This window comes from Novosphingobium sp. BL-S-20 (assembly GCF_055521635.1).
In genome coordinates, this window is the sequence record NZ_CM145493.1 from 883,202 (window position 1) to 899,999 (window position 16,798).

General features: G+C 65.1%; 16 protein-coding genes. 11 read left to right on the forward strand and 5 right to left on the reverse strand.

What is annotated here, in order from left to right; translation table 11 throughout:
* Positions 1 to 135: 135 nt before the first annotated feature.
* Both ACZ1II_RS03800 and ACZ1II_RS03805 read left to right on the forward strand, forming a co-directional pair.
* Complete coding sequence (locus tag ACZ1II_RS03800; RefSeq protein ID WP_465144468.1) at positions 136 to 2,562, forward strand: glycoside hydrolase family 2 TIM barrel-domain containing protein; 2,427 nt, start codon at positions 136 to 138, stop codon at positions 2,560 to 2,562.
* A gap of 157 nt (positions 2,563 to 2,719) precedes the next feature.
* Positions 2,720 to 4,063, forward strand: coding sequence for an Hsp70 family protein (locus tag ACZ1II_RS03805; RefSeq protein ID WP_465144469.1), 1,344 nt, complete (start codon positions 2,720 to 2,722; stop codon positions 4,061 to 4,063).
* 22 nt (positions 4,064 to 4,085) lie between these two features.
* Here the strand turns inward: ACZ1II_RS03805 and tenA are convergent, their stop codons facing one another.
* From tenA to gloA2, 4 genes are all read right to left on the reverse strand, one after another.
* Positions 4,086 to 4,748, reverse strand: coding sequence for a thiaminase II (gene tenA / locus ACZ1II_RS03810; protein ID WP_465144470.1), 663 nt, complete (start codon positions 4,746 to 4,748; stop codon positions 4,086 to 4,088).
* Positions 4,745 to 5,560, reverse strand: a complete 816-nt coding sequence (locus tag ACZ1II_RS03815; protein WP_465144471.1) for a S1/P1 nuclease — start codon at positions 5,558 to 5,560, stop codon at positions 4,745 to 4,747. Before ACZ1II_RS03815 ends, tenA begins: the two co-directional genes overlap by 4 nt.
* A gap of 65 nt (positions 5,561 to 5,625) precedes the next feature.
* Positions 5,626 to 6,405, reverse strand: coding sequence for a hypothetical protein (locus ACZ1II_RS03820; RefSeq protein WP_465144472.1), 780 nt, complete (start codon positions 6,403 to 6,405; stop codon positions 5,626 to 5,628).
* A 107-nt stretch (positions 6,406 to 6,512) separates the two neighbouring features.
* The gene (gloA2, locus tag ACZ1II_RS03825) at positions 6,513 to 6,893 is read right to left on the reverse strand and encodes an SMU1112c/YaeR family gloxylase I-like metalloprotein (RefSeq protein ID WP_465144473.1); all 381 of its coding nucleotides are present in this window, start codon (positions 6,891 to 6,893) and stop codon (positions 6,513 to 6,515) included.
* A gap of 133 nt (positions 6,894 to 7,026) precedes the next feature.
* Between gloA2 and ACZ1II_RS03830 the strand changes: the two genes are divergently transcribed.
* Both ACZ1II_RS03830 and ACZ1II_RS03835 read left to right on the forward strand, forming a co-directional pair.
* Positions 7,027 to 7,497, forward strand: a complete 471-nt coding sequence (locus tag ACZ1II_RS03830) for a c-type cytochrome (protein ID WP_465144474.1) — start codon at positions 7,027 to 7,029, stop codon at positions 7,495 to 7,497.
* Between the two features lie 164 nt (positions 7,498 to 7,661).
* Entirely contained in the window at positions 7,662 to 8,933 is a 1,272-nt protein-coding gene (locus ACZ1II_RS03835; RefSeq protein ID WP_465144475.1) for a glycoside hydrolase family 28 protein, read from the forward strand.
* Positions 8,934 to 8,943: 10 nt separating this feature from the next.
* Here the strand turns inward: ACZ1II_RS03835 and ACZ1II_RS03840 are convergent, their stop codons facing one another.
* On the reverse strand, positions 8,944 to 9,621 hold the full coding sequence (locus tag ACZ1II_RS03840) for a peroxiredoxin-like family protein (RefSeq protein WP_465144476.1): 678 nt from the start codon (positions 9,619 to 9,621) through the stop codon (positions 8,944 to 8,946).
* 264 nt (positions 9,622 to 9,885) lie between these two features.
* On the opposite strand from ACZ1II_RS03840, the gene ACZ1II_RS03845 reads away from it, so the two are divergent.
* From ACZ1II_RS03845 to ACZ1II_RS03875, 7 genes are all read left to right on the forward strand, one after another.
* Positions 9,886 to 10,668 carry an ABC transporter permease gene (locus tag ACZ1II_RS03845; RefSeq protein ID WP_465144477.1) on the forward strand — a complete coding sequence of 261 codons (783 nt, stop codon included), beginning with the start codon at positions 9,886 to 9,888 and terminating at the stop codon, positions 10,666 to 10,668.
* Positions 10,669 to 10,721: 53 nt separating this feature from the next.
* Positions 10,722 to 11,510: an ABC transporter ATP-binding protein gene (locus ACZ1II_RS03850; protein ID WP_465144478.1), complete on the forward strand. Its 789-nt coding sequence runs from the start codon at positions 10,722 to 10,724 to the stop codon at positions 11,508 to 11,510.
* Positions 11,507 to 12,127, forward strand: a complete 621-nt coding sequence (locus tag ACZ1II_RS03855) for a cysteine dioxygenase family protein (RefSeq protein WP_465144479.1) — start codon at positions 11,507 to 11,509, stop codon at positions 12,125 to 12,127. Before ACZ1II_RS03850 ends, ACZ1II_RS03855 begins: the two co-directional genes overlap by 4 nt.
* A complete protein-coding gene (locus tag ACZ1II_RS03860; protein ID WP_465144480.1) occupies positions 12,124 to 13,356 on the forward strand; it encodes a rhodanese-like domain-containing protein in 1,233 nt (410 codons plus the stop codon). Before ACZ1II_RS03855 ends, ACZ1II_RS03860 begins: the two co-directional genes overlap by 4 nt.
* Positions 13,357 to 13,378: 22 nt before the next feature.
* Positions 13,379 to 14,470 (forward strand): LLM class flavin-dependent oxidoreductase, encoded by a 1,092-nt coding sequence (locus tag ACZ1II_RS03865; RefSeq protein ID WP_465144481.1) that lies wholly within the window; start codon positions 13,379 to 13,381, stop codon positions 14,468 to 14,470.
* A 105-nt stretch (positions 14,471 to 14,575) separates the two neighbouring features.
* Positions 14,576 to 15,910: an LLM class flavin-dependent oxidoreductase gene (locus tag ACZ1II_RS03870; RefSeq protein WP_465144482.1), complete on the forward strand. Its 1,335-nt coding sequence runs from the start codon at positions 14,576 to 14,578 to the stop codon at positions 15,908 to 15,910.
* A gap of 26 nt (positions 15,911 to 15,936) precedes the next feature.
* The gene (locus ACZ1II_RS03875) at positions 15,937 to 16,797 is read left to right on the forward strand and encodes a TauD/TfdA dioxygenase family protein (RefSeq protein WP_465144483.1); all 861 of its coding nucleotides are present in this window, start codon (positions 15,937 to 15,939) and stop codon (positions 16,795 to 16,797) included.
* The last annotated feature ends 1 nt before the right edge of the window (position 16,798 follow it).

A 16,798-nucleotide genomic window follows, 5' to 3' on the forward strand; every position in this document is an offset into this window, starting at 1 on the left:
TGAACGATGCCGAAGAAACATGCGCCGGGCGAACGGTGCGGGGGAGAAACAAGGATGTCGGTGCGCAGGGCTCGCAGCAATGCTCAGGGTAGATCGAATGGCGATGGCTTGCTGCGAGGCGGGCGGCGCGCAGTCATGGTGTCTCTGGCGATCATGGGCGGGGCGATCGCGGGCTTTGCGCCGACCGGCATGGCGGCTGCCGCGCCGCGCGCGGTGACCGAACTGCCTGACGGCTGGCGTTTCCTCAAGGGCGATCCGGAAGGTGCCGAGACACCGCTGCTGAACGATTCTTCATGGCAGGTCGTGTCCGTTCCGCACGACTGGGCGATCGCAGGCCCCTTCGATGCCGATGCGAAGGCCGCGGGGGAGAACGGCTTCCTTCCGAGCGGCGTCGCCTGGTATCGCAAGGTACTGGATATCAGGCCGAAGCCTGGACGCCGATATTTCATCGAGTTCGACGGTATCATGGAACGCAGCGGCGTCTGGGTGAACGGGCATCATGTCGGTTATCGCCCGATGGGCTATGTCAGTCAGCGCTACGATCTGACTCGCCATCTTCGTTCTGACGGCAAGAATGTGATCGCCGTGCGGGCCGACACCTCCGCGGCGCCTTCCTCGCGCTGGTACACGGGTTCGGGCATCTATCGCCGTGTCCGGCTGATCGAGACCGGCGACGTTCATATTCCGCAAGGCGGTGCCTTCGTGCGGGTGAAGATGATCGACGGAGCCCGGGCCGTGATCGCGGTTGCGGCGGAAGTGAGCAATGCTGTCGATGCCGCCGGAGAGGTCAGGGTCGAGGTGGTGCTGACCGATCCCGAGGGCCGGGAAGCCGCGCGCGGGGTAACGCCGATTGTGAGCCTGCCGGGCGGACGTACCGTGACGGTGCCGCTCGATCTGCCGCTGGCCGATGCGCATCGCTGGGACATCGACGATCCGGCGCTCTATCATGCCGCCATTCGCGTTCTCGCGGCTGACGGCGCCGTGCTCGACGATGAGGAGGTGCCTTTCGGTATTCGCGAGGTGCGTTTCGATCCGGCGACCGGGTTCTGGCTCAACGGCCGCAATTTCAAGCTGAAGGGCGTCGCACTGCATCATGACGGCGGCGCCGTGGGCGCGGCGGTTCCGCTTGCCGTTTGGCGGCAGCGCCTGACGGCATTGAAGGCGCAGGGCGTCAACGCCGTTCGCACGGCCCACAATGTGCCCAGCCCCGAGTTCCTGGACCTGGCGGACAGACTCGGGCTGATCGTCATGGATGAGCTGTTCGATCAGTGGAATGTCGCCAAGACCCCTGAGGACTATCACCTGTTCTTCGGCGATTGGCATAAGCGGGATGCACTCGACATGGTGCGGCGGGATCGCAATCATCCCAGCATCGTCCTGTGGAGCGCGGGCAACGAAATTCACGACACCGCCTATCCGGTTCAGGCCAAGGCGGCGCTGCGCAGTATTCTCGATATCGTGCATGCCGCCGACCCGTCGCGCCCGGTGACGATGGCGCTGTTCCGCCCGAACGTCACCAAGGATTATGAGAACGGCCTGGCCGACATGCTGGACGTGGTCGGTCAGAACTACCGCGAGAATGAGCTGATCGCTGCCAGCAAGCAGAACCCGAAGCGCAGTATCGTCGGTACCGAGAACGGGCATAATCGCAGCAATTGGGTGCCGGTGCGCGATTATGCGCCGTTCTCGGGGATGTTCCTGTGGACGGGGGTAGACTATCTGGGCGAGGCCAATCGGTCCGGCTGGCCGAACATCCAGAATCCAGCGGGGCTGCTCGATCGCACTGGGCGGCAGAAGATCAGTGGAATGGAGCGCGAGAGCTGGTGGTCGCAGCGTCCGGTTGTCCATCTGGTCCGCAATGCCGATCCGGCGGCAGCGGGGCCTGCAACCGATGGGGCGGGCGGACCGAACCAGCCGGTGCTGCCGACGATGATCGCCGTCGCCACGCCGAAGCCCAAAGTGGCGCTGTTCGACGACTGGACACCGGACGATCGCACTCCGCACGAGGAAACGATCGAAGTCTTTAGCAATTGCCAGCAGGTCGAAGCCTTTCTGAACGGGCGCTCGCTGGGTTCGCTGCCGATCAACGGGGATGCATCGCCGCGTCGTTGGCCGGTGCGCTATGAACCGGGCGAAGTGCGCGCGGTCTGCCGGGATGACGGTGCGGCGGGGATGTCGGACAGCTTGCGGACGGCGGGCGCGCCCGTTCGCATCGACTTGCAGGCCGAGGCGGTGCGTGTGGGATCGCATTTCGACGACATGACTTATGTGCGGGCAAGGATCGTAGATGCGAACGGCGTCACCGTGCCATCCGCCACGCATCGCCTGCACTTTGCGGTCAAGGGCGCCGGTGCGATCATCGCGACGGACAACGGCTCGTCGGTGGATCACACACCGTTCCCCTCGCACGATCGTGCTGCCTTGGGCGGCATGGCCGTCGCTCTGGTTCGCGGCGCCGGGGCAGGGCGTTTCACGGTGACGGCAACCGCAGAGGGGCTGAAATCCGGCATGGCGGAAATGCTTGCGGTGGATCAGGAACCCGCTCCTGGTGCCACGCCCTGACAGGGCTTGCCGCGCTGCCCTGCCGCCGGGTTGCAACGCTTGCGAGAGGCTGCAATCCTTGCGGTATCGCAGCCGGATCGGATCCCGAGCGGGTTGCGCGATGTCGGCGGCGCTGCGATAGGCGCGGCCCGCTCCGATTCTCGCAAGGACTTCCCACATGCCGACCAGCATGGTCTCGCCCCGTTCCGCCGGTTCCAGTTCGGTCGCTCCCCGTGCAGTCGGTATCGACTTCGGCACGACCAATTCCGTCATTGCGCTGGGGCACGGGGGAGACGCCGATCTCGTGGACTTCGCCGCACCGGGCGGAACGAGTTCGGTGTTCCGTTCGGCCCTGTGCTTCTGGCAGGAGGAAGGGGTGCGTGGCGGCCTCGCTCATGAGGCAGGTCCCTGGGCGATTTCGGAGTTTCTCGAATTCCCGCAGGGCTCGCGCTTCCTGCAATCGTTCAAGTCGGTTGCGGCCAATCCCGCTTTCGAGCAGGCGACGCTGTTCGAAAAGCGTCTGCGCTTCGAGGAACTGGGGCAGGTGTTCCTAGAACATCTCGTGGAGCATACCGGCGGGGCGCTCGCTGACCTTCCCGAAAGCATCGTTGTCGGCAGGCCGGTGCGCTATGTCGGCGCGCGTCCCGATGCGGCACTGGCGCGCACCCGTTACGATGCGATGTTCGCTCTGCTGGGCCGTCCGGTCCACTACGTCTACGAGCCGATCGGGGCGGCCTTCAGTTTTGCTTCCCGGCTCACCGAGCCTGCGACTTTGCTGGTAGCCGACTTCGGCGGCGGTACCAGCGACTTTTCGATCGTGCGAGTGAATGCGCCCGGTTCGACGCGGCGCTGCGAGCCGCTCGGTTCTGCGGGTATCGGTATCGCCGGCGACCGTTTCGACTACCGCATCATGGATAATCTGGTGCTGCCGCTGCTGGGCAAGGGTGGCACTTATCGTTCGTTCGACAAGGTTCTGGAAATCCCCGCCGGGCATTTCGCGGACTTCGGCGACTGGTCGCGTCTCGCCATGATGCGCAACCGTCGTACGCTGGAACAGCTCGCAAAGCTGAAGCACGGCGCTACCGATCCCGCGGCGATTGGCCGGATGATCGCGGTCGTCGAGCATGAACTCGGCTTCGGCCTCTACGAAGCCGTGGGCGGATTGAAGCGAGCTCTCTCGGGCGCCGAGCATGGTGCCTTCCGGTTCGAGAGCGATGCGCTGACCATCGAGGCCGAAGTCAGCCGTGCCGATTTCGAAGGATGGATCGCGCCCGATCTCCAGCGCATCGGCGAGACCGTGGACGGCGCGCTGGTGCAGTCGGGGCTGCGCGCCGACGAGATCGACCATGTCTTCCTGACCGGCGGCTCCTCGCTGATCCCCGCCGTGCGCGGCCTGTTCGAGCAGCGCTTCGGCGAGGAACGGATCGCCACCGGCAACGAACTGACCTCGATCGCCCACGGCCTCGCGCTGATCGGGCAGTCGGCTGATCTTGGCGAGTGGATCGCGGAGGATCAGGCCTGATCCTCCGCGCTTCAGTGGCCGGTCAGATCGGCCATTGCTCGCGGCGATAGGCGGAATCCCAGAACATCCACTCGTAGCGCGCGGCGTTGCGGAAAGCCGTGGCCATGGCGACGCGGGTCGTTGGCGTGGCATTGGCGGCGGCTTCGTCGACGAGCGCGCGCACGCGGTCGGTCGCCTCGCCGAACGAGGGGGCGGCGTAAGTGTCGATCCAGGCGGCGTAAGGATTTGGCGAGGCGGCGCGCGGCTTGATGGCGCAGCCGACTTCCCAATAGACCCAGAAGCAGGGCAGGATTCCGGCAATCAGTTCCTCGTAGCTGCGCGTTGCCGCCAGACTGGCGAGGTAGCTGGTATAGCCGAGGCAGGCCGGGCTGGCCTCGCTGTCATGCGCCATTTCCGCGGTTACGCCGAACTGCGCGAAGAAGGCCTGGTGCAGCGCTTCCTCGACCTGCACGGCCACTTTGGCGCCGTCGGAGAACTCCAGCCGACCCGCCGCCGTCGGCGCGCGGGCGGCGGCTATGGCGAGTGCGCGGGCATATTCCGCGAGGTAGAGGCTGTCCTGCACGATGTAGTGCCGGAAGCTCTCCGGAGCGAGTGAACCGTCCGCCAGTTCGCTCAGGAAGGGCTGCGCCAGGATCGCCCGGCGCAGCGGGGCGATTTCTTCCCAGATCGCGTCGCAGAAGCTCACGGGCGGCTGCTCTTCGCCTTGGGCGCTTCCTGATCGAAGATCCAGTTCAGGTAGGCGGCGATGCGCACGCCCGCGTGTTCCAGCCGGTCGTCGATTTCGCCGCGATGCTGGTAGGCATAGTCCCACGAGAGGTTCGGGTTCGCCGGGTAGATCGTCTTTCGCAGCGCGATGCTTTCGGAGGTCCAGACGAGCGGGTCGCGCACGTTCCAGGCGACCATGTCTTCAGGCGTGATCTTGCGCGAAAGCCAATGCGCATATTCCGAATAGGACAGCGAACGCTGCTCGATCAGGCCGGAGTCCCACACCGAGTGCAGGTTGGTCTCCTTGCCGAACCACGTCACCTTGACGTCGTTGCCGCCCCGGTCGTTGCCACCGCCGACGTGGAGCGGCTGATGCAGGTCGCCGATGATGTGGACGATGAAGCGCAGCGCCAGGCGCTTGTCCTCGATCGAGGCCTTCGGATCGCGCAGCGTGGCGGTGAAGCGAGGCAGCGCGGTGAGGGCGTCACCTTCGGGCGGCGCGTCGGAGGGCTTGTAGGCGTCGCCCTCGCGCACCGTGACGTAGTGCCAGGGGCTGGCCTTCTTCTGCCAGAACTCGGCTGGATCGGACTTCATATCGTCGGGCCAGGTCGCCGCTTCGGCAAGGTCTTCGTTGCCAAGCAGCAAATGAACCTGCGCGCGGGCGACGCCGCTCAGGTTCTCGTCGGCAATGGCGCCGGTGATGCGGTGGCCGATCGGTCCCCAGGCCTGGGCGGGGGAAGCGGCGCCGAGCGAGGCGGCAAGAACGAAAGCGGGAAGAGTGAGGTAGCGCATGGGCGCACTCCATATAGCAACCGGCGCGTCACGCCAGCCGGAGAGAAGGAAATCCGGTGTTCGTTTCAGCGGCACCAGAGGGCCATGCCGACCAGATGCGGGCGGGGGCATTCACCGGTAGGCAAGGGGAGCGGCATTCCTGCACGCCACAGGCCAAGCCGCTTGAGAATGTTGGGCATTTCGGAATCGATCACGGCCAGCGGGTTCCCGTCACCGTAAGTCGTGGCACTGCGGAAGCGCAGGGCCTGTTCGTATTTCCCCGAGGGAGAGGGTTTATGGACGGTGATCCAGTAGCCGTAGGGTGCATCGGCGGTCGGTTCGGCTATGATCACGTCGCCGCGCAGCGGACCCTTCTCGACATAGCGCAGTTCCTGGTTGTTGTTGCGCCCGGCGCGGTGGGTGAAGACGGAGGTGAAGTCGTCCTTCTCGCGGTCGTAGGCGTAGAGTTGCAGTGCCACGCGCCGGTCGCCGTTGCCGGCCTGGAAGCTGGCGAGTTGCAGCAGAAGGAGCGGCTTGTCGGCAGCGGGATGAACCACTTCCAACCGGCTGATGAAATGCGGGACGGAGAACACATCGTCCGATCCGGGCAGGCGCAGCGCCTCGGTGGCGGCGGGATGGCAAGTCGCGCCCTTGTCACGGGTGATGCAGGGGGTGATCGCGCCGGGCGCGGTGTCGCCGCTCGGGTCTTCCTCCTCGGCGCCTTGGGTCGCGATGAACTGCCAGGGCGCGCGGGTGTGGAACGGTGCCGAAAGGTCCATGGTCCGGATCACTTTGTCGGCCGCCGAGACGGGCGCGCTGGAAAGAGCTGCGACCATGCAGAGCGACAGTCCGAGAGCGAGGCGCATCCGATCATCCCTTTCAGCGTGACGCCCCGTCATAACCGCCGCGCGCCTTCCGGCAAGGCTTCAATGCTTTACGTCTCTGGAATGACGCGCTTTTGAGGGGGCTTCTCTCAAGCGTTTTCGTAAAGTTCCAGCGGCAAGCCATCGGGATCGGCGAAGAAGGTGAACCGCCTGTCCGTGTAGGGATCGACGCGGATCGGTTCGCATTCGACCCCCACCGCCCCGAGCCGGGCCACTTCCGCGTCGAGGTCGTCCACGGCGAAGGAAAGGTGGCGCAGCCCGCAGGCTTCCGGGTGCGAGGGGCGTGGCGGCGGCGAGGGGAAGGAGAACAGTTCGATCTGGGCATTCCCGGCATCGAGATCGCATTTCCACGAGGCGCGTTCTTCGCGGTAGACCTCGCGGATGATCGGCAGTTCGAGCACTTCGTTATAGAAACGGCGGGAGCGGTCGTAGTCCGAACCGATGATGGCGATATGATGAATGGCGCGCATCCATGGTCCTTAGCACCGCTGTGCGCGATTTGCTGCCATTGCCTTCGCGGAAAGGCGTGAATAGGGAACTCGCGCATAGTGAGGCGCGCTTTGTCGTCCCGGATCGAAGGTGGTTGTGTTGCCGTTGGCGGGCATGAAGTTCATGGCAGGTATCCGGCAAGCCGTCCTGCTGCTGTCGGGAACCGCGCTCCTGCTCGGCGGCTGCGGTAACGACCACCGGGACGAGCGGTTGAAGGCCGCCGGTCCGAACCCTTCGCTGGAGGCCCTGATGAAAGTGGCCAGCGCGAAAGCGGGCGGGCGCAAGTTCCGGCAATGTGCGGCCTGTCACAGCATGCTCGAAGGCGCGATGGATCGAGGCGGGCCGAACCTCTTCGGCGTTTTCGGCAAGAGGTTCGGGACCAACAGTTCCCGCTACGGTTATACGGCGGCGCTCACCCAGGCGGGCGGCACCTGGGACGAGCGGACGCTGAATGCCTGGATTGCGGCGCCGGCTTCGGTGGTGCCGGGCACGACCATGCAGTTCGGCGGCGTGCCGGATGCGCTCGATCGAGCCGATCTGATCGCCTATATCCGCACGCAGGTTCCCGAACCGCAAGATAAATAGCCAGCCGCTTCTCGACCTTCCCTTGCCCGGCGTGTCATGTAAGATGGACCCAAAGAGCACAATATGGGACGAGGCGAATGGCGCGTGGGAAAACGGCGATCGAAACATCTGCAGCGCAAGCATCTCCTTTCCGCTGCGATCGCCGGGCCATAGCCTTGTCCCTGTTGACGCTGCCCTTGTTCGCCGGAAGCGGAGGCGCGGAAGAACTCTCCGGCAAGCGCGTGTCGATTGCCGAGTTCGGAGCGGTTCCTGACGGGGCGACGATCAACACGCAGGCGATCCAGTCCGCGATAGATCGGCTTGCCGGGCAGGGCGGCGGGACCGTTGTCATCCCCGCAGGCATTTTCGTCAGCGGAGCACTGTTCCTGAAGCCCGGGGTCAATCTCCATCTCGCTACCGGCGCCGTCCTGCGATGCAGCACGCGGATGGAGCATTTCCCACCCCGCCGAACCCGGATCGAGGGCCATTTCGAGCCGAGCTTCACCCCGGCACTCCTCAATGCCGACGGCTGCGACGGATTGCGGATCACCGGAGCCGGTACGCTTGACGGAGCCGGGCGGCCGATCTGGGACATGTTCTGGAAGCTGCGGAATGCCGCGCCCGATCCGAACGAGTTTCCGAACCTCGGCCTGCCGCGCGCCCGGCTCGCGCTGATCGAGAATTCGAAAGGCGTCGTGGTCGACGGCGTCACCTTCAGGGACGCGCAGTTCTGGAACCTGCACCTCTACAAGTGCGAGGACGTGCTGGTCCGCAATGCCCGCTTCGAAGTACCCGACGACTACCATCAGGCCCCGAGCAGCGACGGGATCGACGTGGACAGCAGTCGGCGCATCACGGTGGAGGACTGCTATTTCTCGGTCACCGACGATTGCATCGCCGCCAAGGGATCGAAAGGGCCGCTGGCTCTGGAGTACCGGGACAGTCCTCCGGTCGAGGGACTGACGGTGCGGCGCTGCCACTTCCGGCGTGGACACCATGCGCTCGCCTGCGGCAGCGAGGCGACGGTGGTCCGTGATGTCACCGTGGAGGATAGCCGGGTGACTGGCCCGATGGTTCTGGCCCGGCTGAAGCTGCGGGCCGATACGCCGCAAAGCTACGAGAACATCCGTTTCCGCAACATCGTCCTCGACAGCAGCGAAGGCACGGTCATGGCGGTCGAGCCGTGGAGCCAGTATACCGACCTCAGGGGCATGAAACCGCCGATGTCGCGGGTGAGGGGACTCTCGTTTTCGGGCATAAGCGGCCGGTTCGGGGCGCTGGGCACGATACGCCCCAATCCCGGCCAGACCGAGATCGACGATGTGGTCCTGCGTGATTTCGACTTGCAGGTCCGTGACGCCAGCCTGAAACTGGAGGGCGTGCACGATATCCTGTTCGATCGGGTGACGATCAACGGGAAGCTCCTGCCGCCGCCCTCAGCAGCAGGAGAGCGGTAGCCTCTCGCGGTCAGGCGGTTGCGCGGCGGGGTGATGATATCGGAACCGTTTCCGCCAGTGCTGCCAGGATCGTTTCGCTTTCCGTCCTGTCGAGCCAGTCCGGGCTGACATCCAGGAACAGGATCTTTCCGTCCGGGCCAAGCACGAGGACGGCGGGTTGGTCGATCTCGTAGCTGAGCGTGCCCAGCGTCGCGCCGATCCAATCCTGGCCGGGTGCGACTTCGGGTCGATCCTCGGGGAAGAAAGTGATCCCGAGGCTGCGGGCGAGGGCATAGCCGGGATCGCTCGTTACCGGGAAAGCCAGATCGTGACGCGCGATGAGCGCGCGATCGACAGGGGTTTGCGCGCTCACTGCCACGAGGGGAATGCCGCGTGCTTCCAGTTCGGGCCGGAGCGTCTCGTCATAGTAAGGCAGCGCGATATTGCAGGCCGGACAACCGCCGAAGCGGAAAAAGACCAGCACTGCCGGACCTTGGCCGACAAGTGCGTCCCGCGTCAGTTCCCGGCCTTCGGCGTCGATCAGCGTGAAAGGCGGGATTTCGTCGCCGACTTGCGGCAGTTTCGCGGGATCGTGCCGTTCGGCGAGCAACCGGCGCTGCCCGGCATTGCGAGCCAGTTGCTCGGCGTTCCAGGTGCGCTCGCGTTCCGCCTGAAGTTCGTTGAAACGATCCTTGAGGGTCTTGCCCATTTTCTTGCTCCTGTTTGTCACGGAGCAGAGCCTAGCTGTGAAGAGAGAGGTCTGGATAACGAGAAGACCGGCAAATGACTTGAGAGTTTCCAATAGGCCCGTGCCTCGGAGATGGCGTTCACCCCGAACAGGCCACGGTTGGGCGGGCATGAGGCACGCTTTTGCGTCACTATGAGCATTGCTGATACGTCGCTCTGACAAAACTCAATTGAATTGGTTGAGAATGCATAGTCTTCTCCGGGTTCCTCGTGGACGAGAAAGACAATGGCCATTTCGCACCGCATATCCGCCTCGCTGGGAAGCGCACGCTGGCTTTCGCCGCTGCTGTTCCTGTTCGCCTGGGAGGCTGGTTCCCGCTCGGGGCTGATTCCCGAACGCACCCTCGCGGCGCCTTCGAAAGTGCTGTCGACCCTGCTGGACATGGCGGTTTCGGGCGAGCTGGCGGATAACCTCTGGGTCTCGTTTCTGCGCATCGCCGTTGGTCTGACGATCGGCGTGAGTGTCGGCGTGGTGCTGGCGCTTGTTGCCGGGCTGTCACGGCAGGGCGAAGTGGCGGTGGACCCGCTCATGCAGATCAAGCGAACCATTCCGACGCTGGCATTGACGCCGCTGTTTATCGTCTGGTTCGGCATCGGCGAGACCCCGAAGATCGCGCTGATTGCCTTCGCGTCGATCTTTCCGGTCTATCTCAACCTCTACAGCGGCATTCGCGGCGTGGACCTGCGCCTGCTGGAAGGTGCACGCAGCTTCGGCCTCAGCCGCGTGGAACAGATCGTTCATGTGATCCTGCCCGGTGCACTGCCGTCGCTGTTGGTCGGGCTGCGTTATTCGCTTTCGGTGGCCATCCTGGTGCTCGTCGTGGCCGAACAGATCAACGCCTCGGCCGGTCTCGGCTATCTCATCAACAATGCCCGCGACTTCATGCGCACCGACATCATCGTCGTCTGCCTGATGATCTACGCCGTGCTTGGGCTCGCCGCCGACGCGCTGGTGCGGGCGATCGAGAACCGTGCGCTCGTCTGGCGCCCCAGTATCGTCTCTCAATGACGCATAGTCTCCCAATGACTTTCACAACCGCCTTTTCAACGGAGAACAATGCCATGGACGCTCGCCCGACCGGCTTTTCCCGCGTGACCGCCCCCTACGTCGATCCCGTCGTCCGCCTGCGCGATTTCACGCGCAGCTTCGGTGACAACACGATCATCTCCGGCCTCGACCTCGATATCGCGCCCGGCGAGTTCGTGACCCTGCTCGGCCGTTCGGGGTCGGGCAAGACCACCCTGCTGCGCACGCTTGCCGGGCTTGATCCCACGCCGGGACAGGACGTGATCGTCCCCGATTCCCGTGCCGTCGTGTTCCAGGACGCGCGGCTGCTGCCGTGGAAGAAAGTCTGGCGTAACGTTGCGCTCGGTCTCAGGCAGGGCGACGTGCGTCAGCGGGCCGAGGATGCCCTGCGCGAGGTGGGCCTTGGACACCGGCTCGACGCCTGGCCGCTTACGCTGTCCGGCGGCGAGGCGCAGCGCGTGGCCCTTGCCCGTGCATTGGTGCGCGAACCGAGCCTGCTGCTGCTGGACGAGCCTTTCGCCGCCCTCGATGCGCTGACCCGTCTGCGCATGCACGAACTGGTGCTCTCGCTCTGGACCCGCCACCGCCCGGCAGTCATGATGGTCACGCACGACGTGGACGAGGCCATTGCCCTGGCCGACCGCGTGGTCCTGCTCGATCAGGGCCGCATCGTCCTGCAGGAACGGATCGAGGCGCCTCGCGGCGAGCGCGGCCAGGTCGCGCGCGCCTTGCGCAGCCGCCTGCTGCGGGCGCTCGGAGGGCAGGTCTCGGAAGGGCCGTCCCCTGCTGAAGTCATTGCCCTCCACGCCGGGGGGCTGGCATGAACGCGCCGGTTTCGCTCGTCGTTCCGAAGCTCGATGTGACCCCGCTGCGCCGTTTCGTGACCGGATTTGCCGCGATCCTCGATAGCGGCGCGGGGCAGCCTGCGATCCTCGAACAGGGCGGCAATCTGCTGGCCCGGCTCGTTTCGCAGGACGACTGGCTCCCCGACGAATTCGCCCAGCCGCACCCCGAACGCTACCAGCAATACCTGCTCCACTGCGACAGCGCCGAACGCTTCAGTGTCGTCTCGTTCGTCTGGGGGCCGGGGCAGGCGACGCCGATCCACGACCACCGCGTCTGGGGCCTCGTCGGCGTGCTGCGCGGGGCGGAGAAAGTGCAGAGCTATCGCCGCCGCAGCGATGGATCGCTGGTACAGCAGGGCGCGACCGAAGAGCTGCGGCCGGGCGATGTCGATCCGATCGATCCCCAGACGGGCGACATCCACCGCGTCGCCAATGCCTTTGCCGACCGCACCTCGATCTCGATCCACGTCTACGGCGCCAATATCGGCGCGGTCGAACGCGCGACCTACCGCGACAACGGCGAGGAGCGTCCCTTCATCTCGGGCTATGCGAACGAGGTCCTGCCCAACCTCTGGAATGGAGTGATCCGGGCATGAGTGTTACGCCGTCGCAAATCCGCAGCACCTTGCTGGCCCAGCGCGAGATCGCCCTGATAGACGTGCGCGAGGAAGCGCAGTTCGCGCTCGGCCATCCGCTGTTCGCAGCGCAGATTCCGTTGCAGCGCATCGCTCTCGAAGCACCCTGGCGCATTCCGCGCAAGGATACCCCGATCGTCATCTACGATGACGGGGAAGGGCTGGCGGAACCGGCGCTGCATCAGTTCCGCGCGCTCGGCTATACGCAGGTGGACGTGCTGGAAGGCGGTCTCGGCGGATGGAAGGCCGCGGGATACGAGCTGTTCGAGGACGTCAACAGCTACTCCAAGGCGTTCGGTGAACTCGTCGAACACCGCCGCCATACGCCCTCGCTTCCCGCGCCCGACGTGCTCGCGCTGATCGAGGAAAAGGCGGATATCGCCATTCTCGATGCTCGCCGTTTCGACGAATATGCAACGATGAGCATTCCCGGCGGCCGCAGCGTGCCGGGCGCGGAGTTGGTACTGCGGGCGCCGGTCGCCGCGCCCGATCCGGACACGACGATCATCGTCAATTGCGCGGGCCGCACCCGCAGCATCATCGGCACCCAGTCGCTTATCAATGCGGGGCTGCCCAACAAGGTGTTTGCCTTGCGCAACGGCACGATCGGCTGGACGCTGGCCGGGCAGGCGCTGGAGACCGGGCGGCAGGAAAGCGTCGATAAAGGGGACGGCAGCGAATTCGACCTGGCCCGTGAGCGTGCCCGCGATGTGGCCTATCGCGCCGGTGTCCGCCGGATCGACAGCGCCGACCTCAAGGCACTTCTCGCGGAAAGCGACCGCACACTTTACCGCTTCGATGTGCGCCAGCCTGCCGATTTCGCGGCCGGGCATCCGGCGGGCTTCCGCAATGCGCCGGGCGGCCAGCTCGTGCAGGAAACCGACCATTTCGCACCCGTGCGCGGTGCCCGTATCGTGCTCGCCGACGATCTCGGTGCGCGCGCCGACATGACCGCGTCCTGGCTCGCCCAACTCGGCTGGGACGTGCTGGTGCTGGCGGATGCTTTCGACGGCCCGCTCGAAACCGGCGAGGACGGCGCTCCGGCGCCGCGCGGCGCTCATGGTCGCTACAAGCGCCCTTACGAGGGTACCGACAACCGCGAGGCCGCCATGCAGGCCTATCTCGACTGGGAATATGGCCTCGTCGCCCAATTGGAGCGCGACGGCACCCACGGCTTCTTCGTCATCTGATCCCCTCAGGGAGAATTGCATCATGTCCGTCAAGTTCATCGGCTATATCGGCTTCAACGACACGTCCGAAATCCACGCAGGCCCGCGTTCGCGCGTGCTCGATCGCGAATATGTGGATGCCGCCGCCCGCGCGCAGGAAGAAGGCGGGTTCGACCGGGTGTTGATCCCGTTCGGTTCCAGTTCGCCGGAAAGCCAGATCGTCGCCGCCCATGCCGCAGCGATCACCACGCGGCTCGGCTTCCTCGTCGCGCACCGGCCCGGTTTCACCCAGCCGACCGTGGCTGCGCGCCAGCTGGCGACGCTGGATCAGCTTTCGGGCGGGCGCGGCGCCGTGCACATCATCACCGGCGGCGCCGATGACGAGATGGCACGCGACGGCGATGTGCATACCCTGAAGGCCGAACGCTACTTGCGCAGCGACGAATACCTCGACGTGCTCAAGCGCGAGTGGAGCGAAAGCCGCCCCTTCGACCATTCCGGCCGCTTCTACGAAGTGCGCGGCGGTTTCAGTGCGGTGAAGCCGGACAACCTGCCGGTCTTCTTCGGCGGCTCCTCGCCCGAAGCGATCGAGGTCGCTGGCCGCCATGCCGATGTCTACGCGCTCTGGGGCGAGACGCTGGAGCAAGTGGGCGAAGCCGTGCGCTCGGTGCGCCATGCCGCCGCGCAGCACGGTCGCAATCCCGGATTCTCGCTCTCCCTGCGCCCGGTCATTGCCGATACCGAGGAAGCGGCGTGGAAGAAGGCTGACGAGATCACCGAAAAGGTCCGCGCCCAGCGTGAGGCGGCAGGCTTGCCGACGAGCGGCCACCGTCCTCCCAATGCCGGATCGCTGCGCCTGCTGGAAACCGCGCAGACCCAGCGCCGCGACACCCGCCTCTGGACCGGCGTGGCCGCGCTTACCGGGGCGGCGGGGAACAGCACTGGCCTTGTCGGTACGCCCGAACAGGTCGCCGATGCCCTGCTCGAATATTACGACATCGGCATCGATCATTTCCTGATCCGGGGCTTCGAACCGCTGGCCGATGCCATCGACTATGGCCGCGATCTGATCCCCCTCGTGCGCGCCAAAGTGGCCGCCCGCGAAGGTACCGACAAAGTCGCGCTGGCAAGCTGAAACGGCGTTTCGAGCATTGGAAATACTCACGTTCCTATCAGCCATCCGCGTTGGTTCACGGCCCTCGCACGCAATAGCCTGAACCCATGCAGAAGGAGGAATGACATGAGCACACGCCAACTCAAACTCGGTTTCATCCTGCACGGCGTCGGCCCCGGTTGGGACGACTGGCGCCACCCTGACGCGCAGGTCGATGCCAGCACCAGCCTTTCGTTCTATACCCGCCAGGCGCAAATCGCCGAGCGGGGCAAGTTCGATTACCTGTTCGTGGCCGATAGCGTTTCGATCAATGCGCGCTCATCGCCGCATTATCTCAACCGCTTCGAGCCGCTGACGATCCTTTCCGCCGTTGCTGCCGTGACCGAGCATATCGGCCTCGTCGGTACGGCGACCGTCAGTTACACCGAGCCCTATAATCTCGCCCGCCAGTTCGCCTCGCTCGACCATATCAGCGGCGGCCGCGCTGGATGGAACGTCGTCACCTCCTGGCTGGAAGGCAGCGCCGCCAACTTCGGACGGGACAAGCACCTCGACCACGATGTGCGGTATCGCCTCGCAGAGGAATATCTTGATGTCGTGAAGGGCCTTTGGGACAGCTGGGAAGACGATGCCCTGGTCCGTGACAAGGCTTCCGGGCAGTTCCTCGATCCCGACAAGCTGCACGAGCTGGGCCACAAGGGCGAATTCCTTTCGGTGAAAGGCCCGCTCAACATCTCGCGCTCGCCGCAAGGGCAGCCGGTGATCTTCCAGGCCGGTTCCTCGGAAGACGGGCGCAATTTCGCCGCGCGCCATGCCGAGGCGATCTTCACCCATCAGGAAGACCTTGCCGAGGGGCAGGCCTTCTATGCCGACGTCAAGGGGCGGGCGCGGGGCTTCGGTCGCGATCCCGAGCAGCTTCTGGTGCTGCCCGGCGGCCGTCCCGTCGTGGGTTCGACCGAGGAGGAAGCCGAGCGGCTTTACGGCGAACTGGCAGGACTGGTCAGTTTGGAGAACGCATTGCGGGCGCTCGGACGGTCGTTCAACGACCACAATTTCAGCGTCTACGATCCCGATGGCCCGTTCCCGCAGCATGTCGCGGAAGAAGGCCGCAAGAGCAACCAGAGCGCTTCGGAGCGCGTGCTGGCCGATGCCGCGCGCGGGCTGACTCTGGGCGAGATCGCCCTGCGCGTCGCCACGCCGCGCAGCCACTTCACCGGCACGCCTGAGCAGATCGCCGACCGTTTCCAGCTCTGGCTGGAACAGCGCGGCTCGGACGGGTTCAATTTGTTCGAATCCCTGCCGGGACAGCTTGAGGTCTTTGTGGACCATGTCGTGCCGATCCTTCAGGCGCGGGGGATCTACAAGCAGGACTACCCTGGCGGCACCTTGCGCGAGACGCTGGGACTGGAGGTTCCGGTCAATCGTAACACTGCCGCACGCCTGCGCCGCACGGCGGCCTGACAGACAACACGGAAAGGAGAAGACTCATGGCCAGTACCGCTTCCACCTTCGATGTTTCGAATGCCGGTCTCGTCATTCGCCCGGTCCAGCCGACCATCGGCGCCGAAGTCGAGGGCGTCGATCTTTCGAAGCCGCTGACCGATGAATTGCGGCAGGCGATCCGCGCGGCCCTGCTGAAATGGAAGGTCCTGTTCTTCCGAGACCAGTCGATCGACGACGCCCAGCAGGCGGCTTTCGCGGCGAACTTCGGTCCGCTCTACACCCATCCCACCACGCGGCACGATGCGGCGAACAAGGAAGTCCACGCCATCGCCGCGCGGGAAGACCGCGAGTACGAGAAGAAGCTCGGCTACAAGCTGCGCCCCGGCGAGGCTTATCATACCGACACCAGCTGGCGGCTCGTGCCCACCTGGGGGGCAGTGCTGCGCGACGTGAACCTGCCGGAAGTGGGTGGGGACACGATCTGGGTCGATGCCTATCTCGCCTACGAGACGCTTCCCGAAGACCTGAAGGCACGACTCGAAGGCAAGCACGTTACCCATAACTTCGTGCCCGCGCTGGAACTTTCCGGTCACGAATATCCGATCGTTGCCCACAAGATCGTGCGAACCCACCGCGAGACCGGCGAGAAGATCCTCTGGGTCAACTTCTCGCAGCAACCGCAGATTCTCGGACTGGAACTGTCGGAAAGCCGCGAACTGCTGGAAGAAGTGCTGCGCCAGTACAAGCGGCCCGATCTTCAGGCGCGCTTCTCGTGGCGGCCGGGGACGGTGGCCTTCTGGGACAACCGCGCCACGGTGCATTTCGCGGTCCGCAACTACGGTGATTTCCCACGCGAACTGCACCGCATCCTGATCGCCGACGAACCGCTCTGGACGGACCTCTGAT